The sequence below is a fragment of the Rhodococcus sp. DMF-1 genome, assembly GCF_021441945.1.
Lineage (GTDB): Bacteria > Actinomycetota > Actinomycetes > Mycobacteriales > Mycobacteriaceae > Rhodococcus > Rhodococcus ruber.
On record NZ_CP090442.1, the window covers coordinates 5390138 to 5407766 of the forward strand.

The window sequence follows — 17629 nt, forward strand, 5'->3', positions numbered from 1 at the left end:
GACACGCAGGAGACGACGATGTCCCCCGACGAGCAGACGACCGCACGCGACCTCTCCGCGCGTGTGAAGACGCTTCTGTCCGAACATGATCCGAGCACAATTCGGCCCGAGGACTTCCTCGGCGCACGATTCGACGCCGGCCTCGCCTGGGTGCACTTCCCGCCCGGCCACGGCGGGCTCGGCCTGCCGCAGAGCCACCAGGCGCAGGTCGAGGCCGAACTGGCCGCCGCCGGCGCGCCCCGGCCTGCCGCCGGCCGCAACGGCATCGGCCTGGGCATGGCCGCCCCCACCATCGCCGCCTTCGGCACCGAGGAGCAGAAGAGCCGGTTCCTGCGCCCGATCTACACCGGACAGCACATCTACTGCCAGTTGTTCAGCGAGCCCGGCGCCGGCTCCGACCTGGCCGCCGTCGCGACCCGCGCCGTCCGCGACGGTGACGACTGGATCGTCGACGGCCAGAAGGTGTGGACCTCCGGCGCACAGAACGCGCAGATGGCGATCCTGGTGGCCCGCACCGATCCGTCCGTGCCCAAACACGCAGGGCTGACGTACTTCCTGCTCGACATGAGCGATCCCGGCGTCGACGTGCGGCCGCTGCGGCAGATCACCGGTGAGGCCGAGTTCAACGAGGTGTTCCTCACCGGAGTGCGGGTACCCGACGCCGATCGGCTCGGTGACGAAGGGCAGGGCTGGCGCGTCGCCACCACCACCCTCAACAACGAACGCGTCGCGATCGGCTCCGGTGCGCCCCGCGAGGGCGGCATGATCGGCAAGGTCACCGAGGCCTGGCGCGAGCGCCCCGAGGTGCGCGACCCGGCGCGGCACGACGAGCTGATGCGGCTGTGGGTCGAGGCCGAGGTGACCCGGCTGACCGGCGAACGCCTGCGCCAGCAGCTCGCCGCGGGCCAGCCCGGCCCGGAAGGCTCCGGTATGAAACTCGCATTCGCCCGCCTCGCCCAGACGATCTCGGGCTTCGAGGTGGAACTGCACGGCGAGCAGGGCCTGCGCTACGACGACTGGACCCTGCGCCGGCCCGAATCGGTGGACTTCACCGGCCGCGAACCCGGATACCGGTACCTGCGCGCCAAGGGCAACTCGATCGAGGGCGGCACGTCGGAGATCCTGCGCAACGTCGTCGCCGAGCGGGTGCTCGGACTACCGCCGGAACACCGTGTGGACAAGGACATTCCGTGGAAGGACCTGGCGCGATGACCGACCTGCTGTACTCCGACACCGAGGACGCCCTGCGCGACAGCGTCCGTCGCATGCTCACCGAACGCTGCCCTGCGTCCGTCGTGACGACCGCGTACGACGCCGCGCCCGCTGACTTCTCGGGCGTGTGGAAGACCGTGGCCGTCGAACTCGGACTGGCCGGACTGCTGGTCCCCGAATCTCTCGGCGGCGGCGGCGCGAGCACCCGCGAGGCCGCGGTCGTCATGGAGGAGATCGGCCGGGCCGCCGCCCCGGTGCCGTACCTGTCGAGCGCGGTGCTCGCCACCGTCGCGCTGCTGCGTGCCGGCGACACCGGGACTGTGCCGGACCTGGCGGCCGGTGCCGTCACCGGCGCCCTCGCGGTCCCGCTGTCGACGGGGCCGGACGCCGCGATCACCGGGGTGCGTCGCACCGGCGACGGCCTGACCGGCCGGGTCACCAGCGTTGCCGGAGCACACGAGGCCGACGTGCTCGTCGTCCCCGTCGCGGGGCCCGACGGCCTCGAACTGCACACCGTCCGGTCGGATGCGCCCGGCGTCACCGTGACCCCCGTGCTGTCACTGGACATGACCCGGCCGATCGCCGACATCGAGTTCACCGGGGCCGCCTCCACCCGCGTCGACGACGGCGACGCGGCAGCGGCGGTGGCCGAGGCGCTCCGGTGCGGGGCGGTGCTGCTCGCCTCCGAGCAGCTCGGGATGGCCCAGTGGTGCCTCGAGACGACCGTCGCCTACGTCAAGGAGCGCCGCCAGTTCGGTCGCGCCGTCGGCTCGTACCAGGCGATCAAGCACCGGCTCGCCGACCTGTGGCTCGAGGTGGGCGCGGCGCAGTCGGCCGCCCGGTACGCGGCCGACGCGTACGCGCGCGGCGACGACGACACCGCGATCGCGACCGCCGTCGCCCAGTCGTACTGCAGCGACGTCGCGGTGCACGCCGCCGAGGAGTGCATCCAGTTGCACGGCGGCATCGGAATGACCTGGGAGTACCCGGCGCACCTCTACCTCAAGCGGGCCAAGGCCGATCAGCTCGCGCTCGGCGTCCCGTCCCGGCACCGCGCCCGCCTGGCCGAGCTCGTCGACCTGCCGGTCGCATGAACTCGACTGCGCTGCAACCACACACGAGAGGACAGGTGTCGCGACGATGAGCTGGTACGACGACAGGCCCTGGATGGCGCAGTACGATCCCCGCGTAGCCGAGGCCGGGCCCGTCCCGCGGCGGACCACCCTCGAGGTGTTCGCGGACGCCGTCGCCACGGCGCCGGACGGGCCGGCGATCACGTATCTCGGTGCGGCGCTGACGTATCGGGAGGTCGACGAGCTCAGCGACGGGGTGGCGGCGTACCTGTTCGCGCAGGGATTCCGCAAGGGTGACCGGCTCGCCGTGTACCTGCAGAACGTGCCACAGTTCGTCCTCGCGCTGTTCGGTGCGTGGAAAGCCGGCGGCGCGGTGGTGCCGCTGAACCCGATGTACAAGGACGAGCTCGACCACATCCTCACCGACGCAGGCGTCGTCGCCGTCGTGTGCGGTGAACAGGCGTGGGCGGACCGGGTGGCGGAGCGGTCCGCCGGGGCGGGCGTGACGATCGCGTTGACGGCGAGCGAGCTGGACCTGCAGACCTCGAACGACGAGCGGCTCTTCGCCGGTGTCGAGCGCCGCCGGACCCCGGGTGTCCCCGATCTGCTCGAGGTCGCCCGCGAGTGGGCCGGCCGCCCCGTCCCCGACCCGGGCCTGGTCCCCGACGACATCGCGCTCGTCTCCTACACGTCCGGGACGAGCGGACTGCCCAAGGGTGCCACCAACACCCACGCGAACCTCACCGTCAACTGCGTACTGCTGCGCCTGTACGACGAAATCCCGGCGGGTTCGCCGATCTTCGCGCTCGCGCCGCTGTTCCACATCACCGGGATGGTCGTGCAGCTGCTCACGGCGGTGGATCTGGCCGGTCCGCTGGTCCTGGCCTACCGCTTCGACGCCGGGGTGGTGCTCGACGTCCTGAAGCGGGAGCGGCCCGCTTTCATGGTCGGCCCGTCGACCGCGTTCATGGCGCTGCTGGCACATCCGTCGTTCTCGTCGGACGCGTTCGAGTCGCTGCTGACTCTCAATTCCGGTGGCGCGCCGCTGCCGCCGGCCATCGTCGAACGCTTCCGCGAGCGGACCGGCCTCTACATCCGCAACGGGTACGGCCTGACGGAGACCAGTGCGCCCTGCGTCGTCGTGCCTTCCGGTCGTGAGGCGCCGGTGGATCCGGACTCGGGCACACTGTCCATCGGTCTGCCGCTGCCCACCGCGATGGTGCGCATCGTCGACGAGGACGGCAAGGACCTCGGACCGGGCGAGGTCGGGGAGATCGCCGTCGAGGGGCCGATGGTCGTCCCCGCCTACTGGAATCTGCCCGAGGCCACTGCCCAGTCCATTCCGGGCGGACGGTTGCTGACCGGTGACGTCGGCTTCATGGACGCACAGGGCTGGGTGTACGTCGTCGACCGCAAGAAGGACATGATCAACGCCTCCGGGTTCAAGGTCTGGCCCCGCGAGGTCGAGGACGTGCTCTACCGGCATCCGGCGGTCCGGGAGGCCGCGGTCGTCGGCGTGCCCGACTCCTACCGCGGCGAGTCGGTCGCCGCGTTCGTGAGCCTGCGCCCGGACCAGCAGGTCGACCCGGACGAACTGGTGACCTGGTGCCGCGAGCGGCTGGCCGCCTACAAGGCACCCCGGTCGGTCGAGATCCTCGACGAGCTGCCCAAGACCACCAGCGGGAAGATCCTGCGCCGCGAGATGCGCAGGGTCGCATCGTCCTGACCCGAGGAGGAGACACGTGCCGAGCATCGACGAGATCCTGCGCCTGCGCGAGATCGCCCCGGCGACGTTCCGCGCCGCCCCGGTGCCGACCGAGATGGAGCGCACCTTCGGCGGTCAGGTCGCGGGGCAGGCGCTCGCCGCGGCGGCACGGACCGTGCCGCAGGAGTTCGGCGTGCACTCGGTGCACGGCCACTTCCTGCGCCCCGGCCGGCCGCTCGAGCCCGCCGACTATCACGTGGACGCCGTGCGGGACGGCGGCAGCTTCCGCACCCGCTACGTCACCGCGGTCCAGGACGGCGAGACCGTGTTCACCCTGACCGCCTCGTTCCACCGCGGTGACGACGGGCACGCCCACCAGACGGCCATGCCGCCCACGACCGGACCGGAGGAGGTCACGGAGAACGGGCGCCCGTGGGCCGCGTGGTACGACTTCCCGGAGTGGGACGACTGGGAACGTCGCTGGCTCCCGGCGGACGAGGCCACACCCGACGCGCCGGCGCGCCGGCGGCTGTGGATCCGGCACCGCACCCCGCTGCCTGACGACCCGGTCCTGCACGCCTGTGCCCTGACCTACTGCAGCGACATGGCGCTGCTCGACATCGCCGTCCTGCCGCATCCCGAAAGGCCGATCCAGGGGGCGTCGCTCGACCACGCGGTGTGGTTCCTGCGGCCGTTCCGGGTGGACGAATGGCTGCTGTTCGATCAGGTGTCGCCGTCGTCCGATTCGGGACGCGCCCTGATCCAGGGACAGATCTTCGACACGACCGGACGACTGGTCGCCGCCGTCGCGCAGGAAGGCATGGTGCGGTTCCACACCGAGCGCGCCGCGGCCGTCGGTGCCGGACGCTCCGAAGGGCGGGATCGATGAACCGCGCCGCGCCCGAGCGCTCGGCCGTCCTCGTCGACTTCGGTGGCGTGCTCACCACGAGCGTGTTCGCCGCGTTCGAGCAGTTCGGCGCGGCACTCGGCGATCCGGGACTGCCGCTGCGGCTGCTCGGCGGCGACCCGGACTCGCGACGGCTGCTCGCCGACCACGAGTCGGGGCGCATCGACGCGGAGGAGTTCGAGCAGGGCTTCGCCGGACGGCTCCGCGCCCACGGAGCTGCCGTGACTGCGGAAGGACTCGCCGCCCGGATGCAGGCCGGGCTGCGGCGCGACGACCGGACGGTGGCCCTCCTCGACGATCTGCGGGCCGCCGGCGTGCCGGTGGCGCTGGTGTCCAACGCCTTCGGACGGGACTGCTACGCGGGCTTCGAGCTGACCGCACTCGCGGACGAGGTGGTGATCTCCGCCGAGGTCGGCATCCGTAAGCCGTCGCGCCGGATCTACGCCCTCGCGTGCGAGCGCCTGGGGGTCGCCCCCGAACAGGCCGTCATGATCGACGACCTGCAGCAGAACCTCGACGGAGCGGCGCGGATCGGAATCGCCGGCGTGCTGCACACCGACGCCGACCGCACCCGCTCCGAGCTCGCCGAGCGATTCGGCTTCGTGACGGGGCAGGTGCCCGGCCAGGTGTGAGCCCCGGGCGCGCGGGTACCCGCCACCCATGACCAACGCACATCCTCACGGTCTCGATGCCGCGCCGTCCGGCGCTGCGGGCTCGTCGGACGAGTCGGTCAAGGAGAGGCAGCTGCTGCAGGTGCTGACAAAGGCGGTGAACACCCTCGGTGAGGCCGGGGTGCGGTTCGCCGTCGGCGGCGGCTGCGCGGTGTACGCCCGTGGTGGCCCGGCGTCCGACCACGACGTGGACCTGTTCGTCCGCCCGCACGATGTGGACGCCGCGCGGGAGGCGCTCGTCGCCGCCGGCATGCGTCCCGTCGACCCGCCCGAGAACTGGCTGAGCAAGGTCTACGAGGGTGATCACCTCGTGGACCTGATCTTCCGGCCCAACGACCGGGACGTCGACGATTCGATGCTCGCCCGCGCACAGTGGATGCGCATCGGTCCGACCGCGGCGCCGGTGATCAGCGGCACCGACCTGATGAGCGACAAGCTCAACGTGCTCGACGCCCACCGCTGCGACTTCGCGCCGTTGCTGCGTATCGCCCGCGCCCTGCGCGAGCAGGTGGACTGGGGGCAGGTGGCCACCGCGACGGCCGCGTCGCCGTATGCCCGCGCCTTCCTCGGCCTGCTCGCCGATCTGGGCATCATCGAACCCGACCCGGAGGCCCGACGATGAGTCACGAACACCCGGAGCACCCGCAGTACGTGGTGGCGCACCTGCACCGCGCCCTGGCCGAGGACCCCCGCACCGCCGAACAAGGCGTGCGTGTCACGATCCGCGGCACCGACGTCTACCTGACCGGCGAGGTCGCCAGCGCCGCGCGTCGTGACGCGCTGAGCGTGGTGGTGCAGGAACAGTTGCCGGGCGTCACCGTCCACAACGACGTGCACGTGGTCGACTCGCGCGACCCCGGAACCTCGGTGGAGGAACTGCGATGAGGATTGCTGCCGTCGGAGACGTACACCTGGCCGAGGACGCCCGCGGGCATCTGCGGCCCGCTCTCGAACACCTGCACGAGCACGCCGATGTGCTGCTGCTCGCCGGTGACCTCACTCGGCACGGCACCGTCGACGAGGCGCGCGTCGTCGCCGACGAGTTCGGCGATCTTGCGGTGCCCGTCGTCGGTGTGCTCGGCAACCACGACTACCACAGCGATGCCGAGGACGAGATCACCGAGCTGCTCCGCGACCGGGGCATCGTCGTGCTCGAGGGGGAGTCGGTCGTCCTCGACGTCGACGGGGCCCGGCTCGGCGTGGCGGGAACCAAGGGGTTCGGCGGGGGTTTCGCGGGCAAGTGCGCGAGCGCGTTCGGTGAGCCGGAGATGAAGCAGTTCGCCGGGCACACCGTGGAACTGGCCGACAGGTTCCGTGGCGCCGTCGCCGAGCTCGACGGTGCCGACGTCCGCGTGGCGCTGCTGCACTATTCGCCGATCAGCGACACCCTGCGCGGCGAGCCCGCCGAGATCTATCCGTTCCTCGGGTCGTATCTGCTGGGCGAGCCGATCGACGAGTTCCACCTCGATCTCGCGGTGCACGGGCACGCACACGCGGGGTGCGAGCGCGGCACGACCCCGGGCGGTGTGCGGGTCCGCAACGTCGCACAGCCGGTCATCCGCACCGCGTACGCGGTGTATCGGTTCGAGAACTGATCGCGCCCGGCCGCGCCGCGGGGCGACCCGGCCGGGCGCGGGGTTCTCAGGAGTCGGCCGTGGTCGTCAGGACGAGTTTGCCGGTGTTGGCACCGTCGAACAGCATGTTGAGTGTGCGTCCGAACGCCTCGACGCCGCCGGTCTCGACCTGTTCACGGGTCACCAGTTCGCCGCGGCGGATCCATTCCGACACGGCAGCCATGCCCTCGGGGAAGCGGTCGAGGTAGTCGAAGACGATGAACCCGGTCATGGATGCCCGGTTCACGAGCAGGGACAGGTAGCGGGACGGGCCCGGCTGCGGGTCGGTCGCGTTGTAGCCGGAGATGGCCCCGCACAACACGACTCGCGCGTGCTTGCGCAGCACGGCCAGCGCCGAGTCGAGCGTCTCCCCGCCGACGTTGTCGAAGTAGATGTCGATCCCGTCCGGTGCGGCGGCGTGCAGCGCCCGGCCCACGGATCCGGCCTTGTAGTCGATGGCGGCGTCGAATCCCAGCTCGTCGGTGAGCCACGCGCACTTCTCGGGTCCGCCGGCGATGCCGATGACGCGGCATCCGCTCAGTTTCGCGATCTGCCCGGCGATGCTGCCGACGGCCCCGGCGGCGCCCGACACGAGCACGGTGTCGCCGGGCTTCATCCGCCCCACGTCGACGAGACCGAAATATGCCGTCATGCCGGGGAATCCGAGTGCACCCAGCCACACCGGCGACGGTGCGAGGGACTCGTCGACCGCGATGACGCCGCTGCCGTCGGAGACGGCGTAGTCGCACACGCCGAAGTGCCCGGAGACGAGCTGTCCTTCCTTGTAGCCGTCGTGGCGGGATTCGTGTACCCGCCCGACGGCGTGGGCGCGCATGACCTCACCGATCCCGACCGGCGGGACGTACGACCGGACGTCGTTCAGCCATCCGCGCATGGCGGGGTCGAGGGAGACGTACTCGACGCGGACGGTGAACTCGCCGTCGGCCGGCTGCGGGACCGGGGCGCTGGTGACCTCCCATGTGGAGTCGTCGGGGCGGCCGACCGGTCGTCGTGCCAGTCGGACCTGCCTGTTCGCGGGCGCCATACGTCTTCCTTTCGATTGCAGAAAAGCTCTGCTGCGGTGCGGTGATTCGGATGTGCGGCGGTCGTCCCGGTCAGTTGAATTCGACGCCGGATTCAACTATACACGGTGGGTGACCGGGATCACCCCGTCGCCGCCGGATGCCCCGAGAACGGAAGGTCGACTTAACGCCTCTCCTTCCTGAAGGCAGGAGATTCCCGGCTCAGACCGCAACCGCACCACCACCCGGAGGGAGGTGATCCGCTTGACTCACGTCGTCGACACCGGTGTGGCCACGCTCCGCCACAGCCAGAATCACTCTGGCAGCGTTCCGGTCCCGGCACGCGGTATGCCCGCACGCCCAGCACCGGAAGATACGTTCCCCGAGTCCGAGGCGTTGCTTGGCTCTCGCGAAACACCTCGAACACGTCATGGTCGTGTACGCGGGCCGCACCAGCACCACCTTCCGGCCGGCCCGCCTGCCCCGCTCGAGCAATTCCCGTTTCACCGTCGCGATCGCGGCATCGGCGGCCGTGCGCGCCATCGTCGACCTCGACAGGAACCGGGGTCGGAAATCCTCCACCGCGACCAGATGATGCGCCTCGACCACGGCCCGGGCGCAGATCCGGCCGTCGTGCCGGCTGCGCCGGGCCGCTTTCTTCTGCACCTTCGCGACCCGGGTGCGGGCCCGGCGATAGCCCCTCGAGGGTGGGTGCCCCGTGCCTCGGCGGCGCCGCGCCATCGTCCGCTGCGCTCTCGCCACCTCCGCCGCACACCGTCTCCGGTGCCCGTGCTGCGGCAGGTCGAACCGCTCCTCGGTGGCCGTCGCGGTGCGGGCCACGCCCCAGTCGATCCCGACCGCGCTGCCCGGGTCGGCCACCGGGATCGGCTCCACCTCGCGGGTCACCACGAACGAGGCGTACCAGTGCCCCAGGCAATCGCGGGTGATGCGCACACTCGACGGCTCCGACGGCAACACCCGCGACCACACCACCGGCACACTCACGCCCTTGGGCAACACCAACCGCCCGTCCCGGAGCCGGAACCCGCGGCGGGTGTACTCGAGCGACGGCAGGGTCTTCCTCCGCGCCTTGAACCGCGGCCGGCCCCGGCCCTCGACCGTGCACGACGCGTCGAGCGCCTGCGCGTAGGTACGCAGCATCTGCTGCTGGGCGACCTGGGAGCCGTCCCGCAACCACGACGAGCGGGCCCGCGCCTCGGTCAACTGCTTGGCCAGCTTCCCGAACGTCGGCCGGCGACCGGCCTTGTGTTGGTGCACCGCCTCGTTCCACAGGAACCGGCAGCGATGCCACTCCTGCATCAGGGCATGTTCGGCGATGGTGCCCGGCCGCAACCGGTAGTTGTAGCGCACCACCTCGACCCCCATGCCCGGCACGCTGACCGACCCCACCGACAGGTTCGCCCGACACCACCACTCCCCCCGAAAGGAGGACGGCGCTTCCTCTCCCTCGTGAACGAGGGAGTATCCGCGCCGCACATCAGATGACACGCGAGCTCAACACGGTCCCCACCGACTCCGACGCCCTCGAGGCTGCACTCACCGGGATCCGGCGGGTGCAGGAAGCGCACTGGCCGCCGGAGGTGCCGCGGACGGTGGAGTACCCGATCGACGAGCGCGCGCTCGTGGACTACCTGCGGCACTGGGCGCACGTGCGCCCGCATGCCCCCGCGATCGAGTTCTACGGTCGCACGGTCGGTTACGCCGAGTACGACGACCTCTCCGACCGGTTCGCCGGCTGGCTGCTCGCCCGCGGCGCCCGGGCCGGCGACCGGATCGGTGTCCACCTCGGCAACTGTCCGCAGTTCCACGTCGCGATGCTCGGCATCCTCAAGATCGGCGCCGTCCACGTACCCGTGAATCCGATGCTGCGCGAACACGAGCTCGCCCACGAGCTCGCCGACGCCGGCGTCACGATCCTGCTCACGCAGCCCGAACTGCTCCCGCTGGTGGAGGCGGTCCGGCCGCGCACGCCGGTGCGGCACGTCGCCGTCACTGCCCTCGGCGACATGCTCACCGGTACGAGGCCGGGGGAGGTGCCGCCACCGTTCCCGGTCACCGATCCCGCCGCGGGCGACTGGGCGAGCATTCTCGACAGTCCCCGCGCACCCGCCGTCGCGACGGACCCGGACGCGCTCGCCGCGCTGAACTACACCGGCGGCACCACCGGCATGCCGAAGGGCTGCGAGCACACCCAGTGGCACATGGTCTACACCGCGGCCGCGGCCACCGTCGGCGGCGGCCGGCGGGTGGGGGAGACCACCGTGGTGCTCAACTACCTGCCCATGTTCTGGATCGCCGGCGAAGTCTTCGGCATCCTCAATCCTCTCGTCAACGGCGGCTCCGTCGTGCTGATGACCCGGTGGGACGCGGACGCCGCGCTGGCTCTCGTCGAGCGGCACGGCGTCACCAGCGCGGTCGGCACCGTCGACAACTATGTCGAACTCATGGACGCGCCCGGCTTCGACGGGAATCGTGCCGCCACGCTCGACAACGCCATGGCGGTGTCGTTCGTGCTGAAGCTCGACCCGGCGATCCGCCGGCGGTGGCGCGACGCGACCGGCCACACCCTGCGGGAGGCGAGCTACGGCATGACCGAGACGAACACCGCGGACACCTTCACCCTCGGCTTCCAGGACGGCGACTTCGACCTCGCGAGCGAGCCGGTGTTCTGTGGCCTGCCCGTGCCGGGCACCGACATCCTGATCGTCGACGAGGCGGGTGCCCCGGTGCCGCTCGGTGAGACCGGGCAGATCGTCGTGCGCAGCCCCTCGGTGACCACCGGGTACTACCGCAACGCCGAGGCTACCGCGGACGCGTTCCAGGGCGACTGGCTGCGCACCGGCGACGTCGGCCGGTTCGACGAGCGCGGTGCGCTGCACTATCTCGCCCGCAACAAGGAGATGATCAAGACCAACGGTATGAGCGTCTTCCCCGCCGAGGTCGAGGCGCTGCTGCGCATGCACCCGGGGGTCGCGACGGTCGCGGTGGTCCCCAGGTCCGATCCGGACCGAGGGCAGGTCGCGTTTGCGTTCGTCCAGCCGGTCCCCGGCGCGACCGTCACGGCCGGCGAACTCACGGCGTGGGCGCGCGAGAACATGGCGGGTTACAAGGTGCCGATCGTCGAACTCGTCGAGGCGATGCCCATGACGGCCACCGGCAAGATCCGCAAAGGCGATCTGTTTGCGCGGGCGGAGGGGAGTCACTAGGGAGCGGGGTTCCGGGCCGGCGGGTGACGCACCCCAACCGGCTGCAATGATTGGTAGGCTAACCAAACCAAGGGTAGCCTGAGCTATCTTCTTGTGCGATCGATCCATCCGCGGCTGCGGCCCCCGAGCACGGAAGAGCGACCATGACCGACCGCTCCTGCAACGACAGCGGTGACTCGCCGTCGCCGGACGGCGAACCACCGGAACTCCTCGACCTCGTCGGGATCGGATTCGGACCCGCCAATCTCGCATTGGCGATCGCCGTCGAAGAGCACAATGCCGAAGCCCCGCACGACCCCGTGCGGGCCCGGTTCTTCGACCGGCAGCCCGCGTTCGCCTGGCATCCCGGAATGCTCCTCGAGGGCTCCACCATGCAGATCGCCTTCCCGAAGGACCTGGTCACCTTCCGCAACCCCACGAGCCCCTACACCTTCTTCGCCTACCTGCACGACCGGGGCCGGCTCGTCGACTTCGTCAACCACCAGACGTTCTTCCCCACCCGACACGAGTTCCAGGACTACCTGCAGTGGGCGGCCGCCCGCGTCGACGCCGACGTGCGGTACGGCACCGAGGTCGTCGCCGTCGAGGCCGTACGCGACCCGGCGGGCATCGCCGACCGCCTCGCCGTCCACGCCGCCGACGGCACCGTCGTACACGCCCGCAACATCGTCGTCGGGGTGGGGTTGCGGCCCCGCATCCCCCCGTGGGCCACCGAGAGCGTGCGGTGCTTCCACAACCACCGGTTCCTGTTCCATCTGGCCGAGATGCCGGCGCCGGTGCACCAGCGGTTCGTCGTCGTCGGTGCCGGCCAGAGCGCTGCCGAGGTGGTGCAGTACCTGCACAGCCACTACCCGCAGGCCGAGGTGCACAACGTGTTCGCCCGCTTCGGCTACAGCCCCGCCGACGACAGCCCGTACGCCAACCGCATCTTCGATCCGGCCACCGTCGACGAACTGCACGCCGCACCCGAAGCGGAGCGGGAGCGACTGCTGGCCCTGCACCGCAGCACCAACTACTCCGTCGTCGACCCCGACCTCATCGCCGCGCTGTACGCGGCCGAGTACCGCGAGCGCGTCGGCGGCCGGCGGCGGCTGTTCATGCGGCGCGCCTCCGAGGTCGCCGCGGTCACCGAGACTGCCACCGGAATCGAGGTGGACGTGCGCAGCACGCTCGACGGACTCACCGACACCCTGACGTGCGACGCCGTGGTCCTCGCCACCGGATTCGACGCCGCCCCGCTGCCCCCGCTGCTCGGCGCTCTCGCTCCCGAGTCGTCGCCGCTGCGCACGGTCGACCGGGACTACCGCCTGCCCACCGAGGGCGACGTCCGGGCGGGGATCTATCTTCAGGGCGGCACCGAGAAGACCCACGGGCTGACGGCCTCGCTGCTGTCGAACGTGGCGATCCGGTCCGGGGAGATCCTCGGATCCGTCCTCGAGCAGCGCGACGGAAAACTACCAGCGGGTCATGACCGGGCCCCGGAGCTTGCTAGGGTACGGGAGCAGCACACCTATGCGACAAGTGAGGCGAGATGAGCACGAATCCTTTTGACGACGAAGACGGCCGCTTCTACGTCCTCATGAACGACGAGGAGCAGTACTCGCTGTGGCCGACTTTCTCCGAGGTGCCGCAGGGGTGGCGCGTGGTGTTCGGGGAGGAGTCGCGTGCAGCGTGCGTCGAGTACGTGGAGAAGAACTGGACCGACATGCGGCCGAAGAGCCTGCGTGACGCCATGGAAGCCGACGAGAAGGCCCGCAACGCCGGCGCCTGACCGTCCGAGGTAACGCGTAGACGAGAGTCACGCCGCGGGTGCGCCACCCGCGGGGTGGCTCTCGTGGCGTTTCGCCCCCCGGTACGGACGGACCAGCCGGACGCGCCGCAACTGCGGCCGGCGCAGCGACCCCGCCCGCAGCACGCTGCGCGGATGCCGGACCGTGCGGGCCAGCCACTCGCCGAGCGTCACCCCCGCCGCCAGCGCGCACCCGATGCCGAACGCCGAGAACAGCGCGGTCAGTCCGAGCAGCAGTTCGTTGCCGATCACCGCATACAGGCCCCGGTACAACGACAGGCCCGGCAGCAACGGGGTGATACCGGCGACCGCCACCACCAACGGTGGGGTCAGCGCCCGTCGCGCCATCAGGCCGCCGGCGAAACCGACCACCGTCGCGGCCGTCGCCGACGAGATGATCGGACCCACCGCGAACTCCATCGACATCAGGAACACGAGGCTGCCCACCGCACCGCCGAGCGCGGCGGCCGTCAGCGCCCGCCGTTCGGCGTAGCACGCCAGCGCATAGAACAGTGCCGACGCCGCACCGGCGAGTACCTTCACCGGCAGGGCGGTCGCCGTGGGTAGCGCATCGTTGCTGATCACCGGCAGCTCCGCGCCCAGCGCCTCCATCACCTTCAGCGCCGTCGCCACGCCGGCGATGATCCCGCCCGTCATCATCACCAGTTCGAAGAACCGCGCCGACGCGGTGATCGGCGCTCCGGTGATCGCGTCCTGCACCGAGCCGACCAGCGACAAGCCCGAGAGCAGTACCGTCACGCCGGCCGCGATGATCAGCCCCGGCGGGGCGTCGACACCCAACGGTTCGCGCAGGTTGAACAACAGGATCGCGGGCGTCGCGGCGATGATGCCGCCGACGACGTGCTGGAAGAAGAACGGCAGACCCATGCCGTTGAGGATGCGGTTCGTCCGGTCGATGACCGCCGTCGACGCGAACGCCATCGCCGCCACGAGCGCGCCACCACCGAGCAGCACCGAGATCGACGCGGCCATCGCCGCCCACGCGAACGTCGCCACCCAGCGGTGATACGGGTGCGGCGCCGTCGTGATCGCCAGCAGATCCTCACGGGCCTGCGCCGGGGAGATCGCCTCCCGCCGGATGCGCCGGGTCAACCGGTCCACCGCGGCGAGCCGCGTGAAGTCCATCGACCGGTACTGCACGACGCGCATCGTGCTCGCCGGCGGCATCGTCGGCCCGCGGTACGCCGAGAGCACGATCGAGTTGTAGGTCACGTCGACGTCGCACTGCGCCAGGCCGTACGTCGCGGCGACGAAACGCACCTGCTCGGAGGTGTCGATCGCGCCGGTGCCCGCGGCCAGCAGCACCTCGCCGACGCGGACGGCGACGTCGAGTGCCTCGGCGACCGTCGCGTCGTCCGTCAGGTCGATCGGCTGCAGCGGCGCCGGCGCCTCGGTGATGGTGTCCAGGGTCGCCCGGCGGTCGAGGACAAGCTTTCCGAAGGCGGCTGCCATCGTTCCCACCGCTGTGCGCTCCCAACTCTGTCGTCGTCGATTGCGGCCGTCGCGGCCACCAATCCACCGTAACGAACCGGGGGGTGGCATGCCGGGCCCGGTGTCTCGGTATGATTGGCGCGCTCGACTGCCTCCTTAGCTCAGTGGTAGAGCACTCGCCTTGTAAGCGAGCGGTCGTCAGTTCAATCCTGACAGGGGGCTCCACCAGCGGCGCGGGGGCATCCGCGCGGTTCTCGGTCGGACGCGACAACAATTGCATTCGCGTCCGGCTGCCCGGATCGCGGATGCGCTCAGGTCTCGCTGTCCGGGTGGATCGGTGAGGCGCGCAACCCGGTCTCGTCGCTCTCGTTCGCGGCGACCTCGAACACCTGCAACGGCGTGTTCGGGGGAGGGGCGTCCTCGGTTCGATCGGGCGCTGCTGCCGCGGAGACGGCGGGCGACGACTCGATCCGGCGGCGGATCTCCGCGAGCAGGGCGTCGGTCGGCACCCGGGTCAGGTCGGGTCCGGCACCGGATTCCGGCATCTCCGTCACGGTGATCACCCCCGGAGCTCGTGACAACGTGTCGACCGATTCTCGCAGAGCGCCCGGCGGTGGGTCACCGGTTTGCGGAGGCGTTGCGCATCGCGCGGCGGGCCTGTTCCGCGGTGAAGTTCGGCGTCACGCGCAGTTCCTCGAGGGGGACTTCGCGTTCGGCGCTGCGGACCTCGACGCGCACGGGATCACCGGTCGTGTCGTCGGACAGGCCGAGAGGAGCGCCGCGCTCGCCCTGGAGGTACTTGTCACCCCACTGCTGCAGCGCGAGTACCACGGGGAGCAGGTCGCGGCCCTTCTCGGTGAGGACGTACTCGTACCGCGTCCGCTGCCCGGGTTCCTTGTACGGCCGACGCTCGAACAGGCCCTCGGCGGTCATCTCGCGCAGTCGGGCTGCCGCGACAGCCTCGGTGACCCCGACGCGGCGGGTGAAGTCGTCGAACCGCCGGGTGCCGTAGTAGGCCTCGCGCAGGATCAGCATCGCCGAGCGGGTTCCCACCGTGTCCATCGCCTTCGCGATCGAGCACTGGGTGGTCTGCCAGGCATCGCGATCGGCGAGAAAGCCCTCCAACCGTGCCGCATCCATGCACCCATCCTAAGTGACTTGCCCGCGGCATAGTCAGGCCGACGGTCGGTTCCCGGCACGAAGGCCGTCGGCTGGCTACCCGACGAACCGTGGTGAGGCACATCACAGAGTGCGCTTGTCGAACTGGGGGTAACACCTATCGTGTACCGCTCGATGATCTTGATGATGCCCCCGTCGCGCGCTCAGCGACGTGGAGCGTCGTTCGTCTCCGTCCCCTGCGGAGACGAAGGATCGTCACACGACACCTTGGAGGTAGGAATGGTTCTCGGTTCCCTCGCTGCAACGCTGTTCACTCTGCTCGCCGGTCTCGGCATCCTGCTCTGATCCATCACCCCTCGGGCGCTCCCACCTCGAAGTGGGAGCGCCCGAGGGGTTTCGTGCAGTCCAGCGGTCGAACGCGATCAGCCCTTCCGTTCCGCACCGGCCCGTGTTCCGACTCCCGCATCACCTGCCGCTGTTGCCGTTGCCGCCGCTGTTGTTGCCGTTGCCGCGGTTGCCGTTGCCGCGGTTGCCGTTGCCGCCGCTGTTGTTGCCGCCGCCCTCGTTGCCACCTTCGTTGCCGTCACCGCGGCCCTCGTTGCCGCGGCCGTCGTCACCGCTACCGTTCCCCTCGTTACCGTCCTCACTGCTTCCGTTCCCGGACTCCGGCACTACCGGCGGCACGATCGGGGCCGGCGCGGGAACGGTGGTGAACACGGGCGTCGGGCTCGCCTCTGGGGTGCCGGGTGAACTGGGGTTGCCGACCGGAATCGGGATGCTGACGGGAACGCTGCTCGTCCCCGCGACCGACGGCGCATCACCGCCCCGCCCCCAGGCAAGCAGGAGCAGGGCAACCGTTACTGCGGTCGTCACGCCGAGTGCCAGCAGGATCCGGCGACGACCGGGGTCGGGTTCGGGGGTCGCGTCGAACCGCACAGCAGTCGTGGCGGGCGCGAGTGGCACGGCGGCGGTGAACTCCCGTGTCGGCCCGTGAGGCACCGGGCTCACCGGAGCGGCGAAAGGCCGGCCCTGCAGGGCGGCGAGCATGTCCCGGGCACTGGTGAAGCGTTGTCCGGGATCGCGTGCCATCGCCCGCTCGATCACGGCCACGAGTCCGGGGTCGACGTCCGGTCGCGCTGCGGCCAGCGGGGGCGGCGGTCCCTGCGTGATCGCCCGTGCCAGCGCCAGCAGGTTGTCGTAGTCGTAGGGCTTGCGCCCGGTCAGTGCCTCGTACCCCACGGCCCCGAGGGCGTACAGATCGTCGTGCACGCTCGCCGGCGTGCCGGCAAGCCGATCGGGGCTCAGGTAGGCGACGGTGCCGACGAGTTCGCCGGTGCGGGTGTAGTCCTCGCCGGCGCTCTTGGCGATGCCGAAGTCGGTCACCTTCACCGCTCCGGCCTCGGTGAAGAGGATGTTGCCCGGTTTGATGTCGCGGTGGAGGATCCCGGCGTCGTGCGCCGCGGCGACCGCGGCTGCCACGTCGATCAGGATGGCCCGCACCCGGTCCTGTGGCATCGGGCCGAGCGCGATCTCGTCGGCGAGGGTGCCGCCGGGCAGGCGCTCCATCACGATGTAGGGCACTCCGGCGTCCTCGCCGCTGTCGTGCACCGCGACGATGTGCGGATCGTCGAGGGACGCCGCAGCGCGTGCCTCGGCCTCGAAGCGTCGGCGCACGTCGGGCAGGCGTCCGAATTCGCCCCGAAGCACTTTCACCGCGACGGGTCGCCCGAGACGGGTGTCCCAGCCGTCTCTGATCTCACCCATCCCGCCGCAGCCCAGCACGCCGCGCAACTCGTAGCGGCCGGCGAGCAGTTCGGGGACGGGCATGGTTCCAACGCT

General features: G+C 70.7%; 17 protein-coding genes and 1 tRNA gene. 12 read left to right on the forward strand and 6 right to left on the reverse strand.

The annotated features are described in order from the left end of the window. Positions 1–18: 18 nt before the first annotated feature. From LZP97_RS24745 to LZP97_RS24780, 8 genes are read left to right on the forward strand one after another with little or no spacing between them, the layout of a single operon-like run. Positions 19–1212 (forward strand): acyl-CoA dehydrogenase family protein, encoded by a 1194-nt coding sequence (locus tag LZP97_RS24745; protein WP_048773329.1) that lies wholly within the window; start codon positions 19–21, stop codon positions 1210–1212. Continuing rightward, positions 1209–2306 (forward strand): acyl-CoA dehydrogenase family protein, encoded by a 1098-nt coding sequence (locus LZP97_RS24750; protein ID WP_048773327.1) that lies wholly within the window; start codon positions 1209–1211, stop codon positions 2304–2306. Before LZP97_RS24745 ends, LZP97_RS24750 begins: the two co-directional genes overlap by 4 nt. Before the next feature lie 46 nt (positions 2307–2352). Beyond that, positions 2353–4011 carry an AMP-binding protein gene (locus tag LZP97_RS24755; RefSeq protein WP_048773325.1) on the forward strand — a complete coding sequence of 553 codons (1659 nt, stop codon included), beginning with the start codon at positions 2353–2355 and terminating at the stop codon, positions 4009–4011. Positions 4012–4027: 16 nt separating this feature from the next. After that, positions 4028–4879: an acyl-CoA thioesterase gene (locus LZP97_RS24760; protein WP_017682262.1), complete on the forward strand. Its 852-nt coding sequence runs from the start codon at positions 4028–4030 to the stop codon at positions 4877–4879. Next, positions 4876–5529, forward strand: coding sequence for an HAD family hydrolase (locus tag LZP97_RS24765; protein ID WP_048773323.1), 654 nt, complete (start codon positions 4876–4878; stop codon positions 5527–5529). Before LZP97_RS24760 ends, LZP97_RS24765 begins: the two co-directional genes overlap by 4 nt. A gap of 28 nt (positions 5530–5557) precedes the next feature. Continuing rightward, a complete protein-coding gene (locus tag LZP97_RS24770; protein WP_029539981.1) occupies positions 5558–6190 on the forward strand; it encodes a nucleotidyltransferase in 633 nt (210 codons plus the stop codon). Then, on the forward strand, positions 6187–6453 hold the full coding sequence (locus LZP97_RS24775) for a BON domain-containing protein (protein WP_048773321.1): 267 nt from the start codon (positions 6187–6189) through the stop codon (positions 6451–6453). The genes LZP97_RS24770 and LZP97_RS24775 overlap by 4 nt, the downstream gene beginning before the upstream one ends. Continuing rightward, complete coding sequence (locus tag LZP97_RS24780; protein WP_048773319.1) at positions 6450–7163, forward strand: metallophosphoesterase family protein; 714 nt, start codon at positions 6450–6452, stop codon at positions 7161–7163. Before LZP97_RS24775 ends, LZP97_RS24780 begins: the two co-directional genes overlap by 4 nt. Positions 7164–7209: 46 nt before the next feature. On the opposite strand, the gene LZP97_RS24785 is transcribed toward LZP97_RS24780, so the two are convergent. Further along, entirely contained in the window at positions 7210–8226 is a 1017-nt protein-coding gene (locus tag LZP97_RS24785; RefSeq protein ID WP_048773317.1) for an NADP-dependent oxidoreductase, read from the reverse strand. Positions 8227–8425: 199 nt separating this feature from the next. Then, positions 8426–9589 carry an RNA-guided endonuclease InsQ/TnpB family protein gene (locus LZP97_RS24790; protein ID WP_234574927.1) on the reverse strand — a complete coding sequence of 388 codons (1164 nt, stop codon included), beginning with the start codon at positions 9587–9589 and terminating at the stop codon, positions 8426–8428. Positions 9590–9705: 116 nt separating this feature from the next. Between LZP97_RS24790 and LZP97_RS24795 the strand changes: the two genes are divergently transcribed. From LZP97_RS24795 to LZP97_RS24805, 3 genes are all read left to right on the forward strand, one after another. Continuing rightward, the gene (locus LZP97_RS24795; protein ID WP_040273929.1) at positions 9706–11430 is read left to right on the forward strand and encodes an AMP-binding protein; all 1725 of its coding nucleotides are present in this window, start codon (positions 9706–9708) and stop codon (positions 11428–11430) included. Between the two features lie 143 nt (positions 11431–11573). Further along, complete coding sequence (locus tag LZP97_RS24800) at positions 11574–12965, forward strand: lysine N(6)-hydroxylase/L-ornithine N(5)-oxygenase family protein (protein WP_040273932.1); 1392 nt, start codon at positions 11574–11576, stop codon at positions 12963–12965. Next, positions 12962–13201 (forward strand): MbtH family protein, encoded by a 240-nt coding sequence (locus LZP97_RS24805; protein WP_003936798.1) that lies wholly within the window; start codon positions 12962–12964, stop codon positions 13199–13201. Before LZP97_RS24800 ends, LZP97_RS24805 begins: the two co-directional genes overlap by 4 nt. 27 nt (positions 13202–13228) lie before the next feature. Here the strand turns inward: LZP97_RS24805 and LZP97_RS24810 are convergent, their stop codons facing one another. Continuing rightward, on the reverse strand, positions 13229–14692 hold the full coding sequence (locus tag LZP97_RS24810; RefSeq protein ID WP_010593736.1) for a threonine/serine ThrE exporter family protein: 1464 nt from the start codon (positions 14690–14692) through the stop codon (positions 13229–13231). A gap of 129 nt (positions 14693–14821) precedes the next feature. Between LZP97_RS24810 and LZP97_RS24815 the strand changes: the two genes are divergently transcribed. Continuing rightward, positions 14822–14896: transfer RNA gene (locus LZP97_RS24815), tRNA-Thr, on the forward strand. Between the two features lie 86 nt (positions 14897–14982). On the opposite strand, the gene LZP97_RS24820 is transcribed toward LZP97_RS24815, so the two are convergent. The 3 genes from LZP97_RS24820 to LZP97_RS24830 all read right to left on the reverse strand — a co-directional run bounded on the left by LZP97_RS24820 (position 14983) and on the right by LZP97_RS24830 (position 17617). Continuing rightward, positions 14983–15216: a hypothetical protein gene (locus tag LZP97_RS24820; RefSeq protein WP_225222260.1), complete on the reverse strand. Its 234-nt coding sequence runs from the start codon at positions 15214–15216 to the stop codon at positions 14983–14985. A gap of 73 nt (positions 15217–15289) precedes the next feature. Continuing rightward, entirely contained in the window at positions 15290–15811 is a 522-nt protein-coding gene (locus tag LZP97_RS24825; RefSeq protein ID WP_010593738.1) for a winged helix-turn-helix transcriptional regulator, read from the reverse strand. 444 nt (positions 15812–16255) lie between these two features. Continuing rightward, positions 16256–17617, reverse strand: coding sequence for a serine/threonine-protein kinase (locus LZP97_RS24830; RefSeq protein ID WP_048772637.1), 1362 nt, complete (start codon positions 17615–17617; stop codon positions 16256–16258). Positions 17618–17629 lie beyond the last annotated feature (12 nt).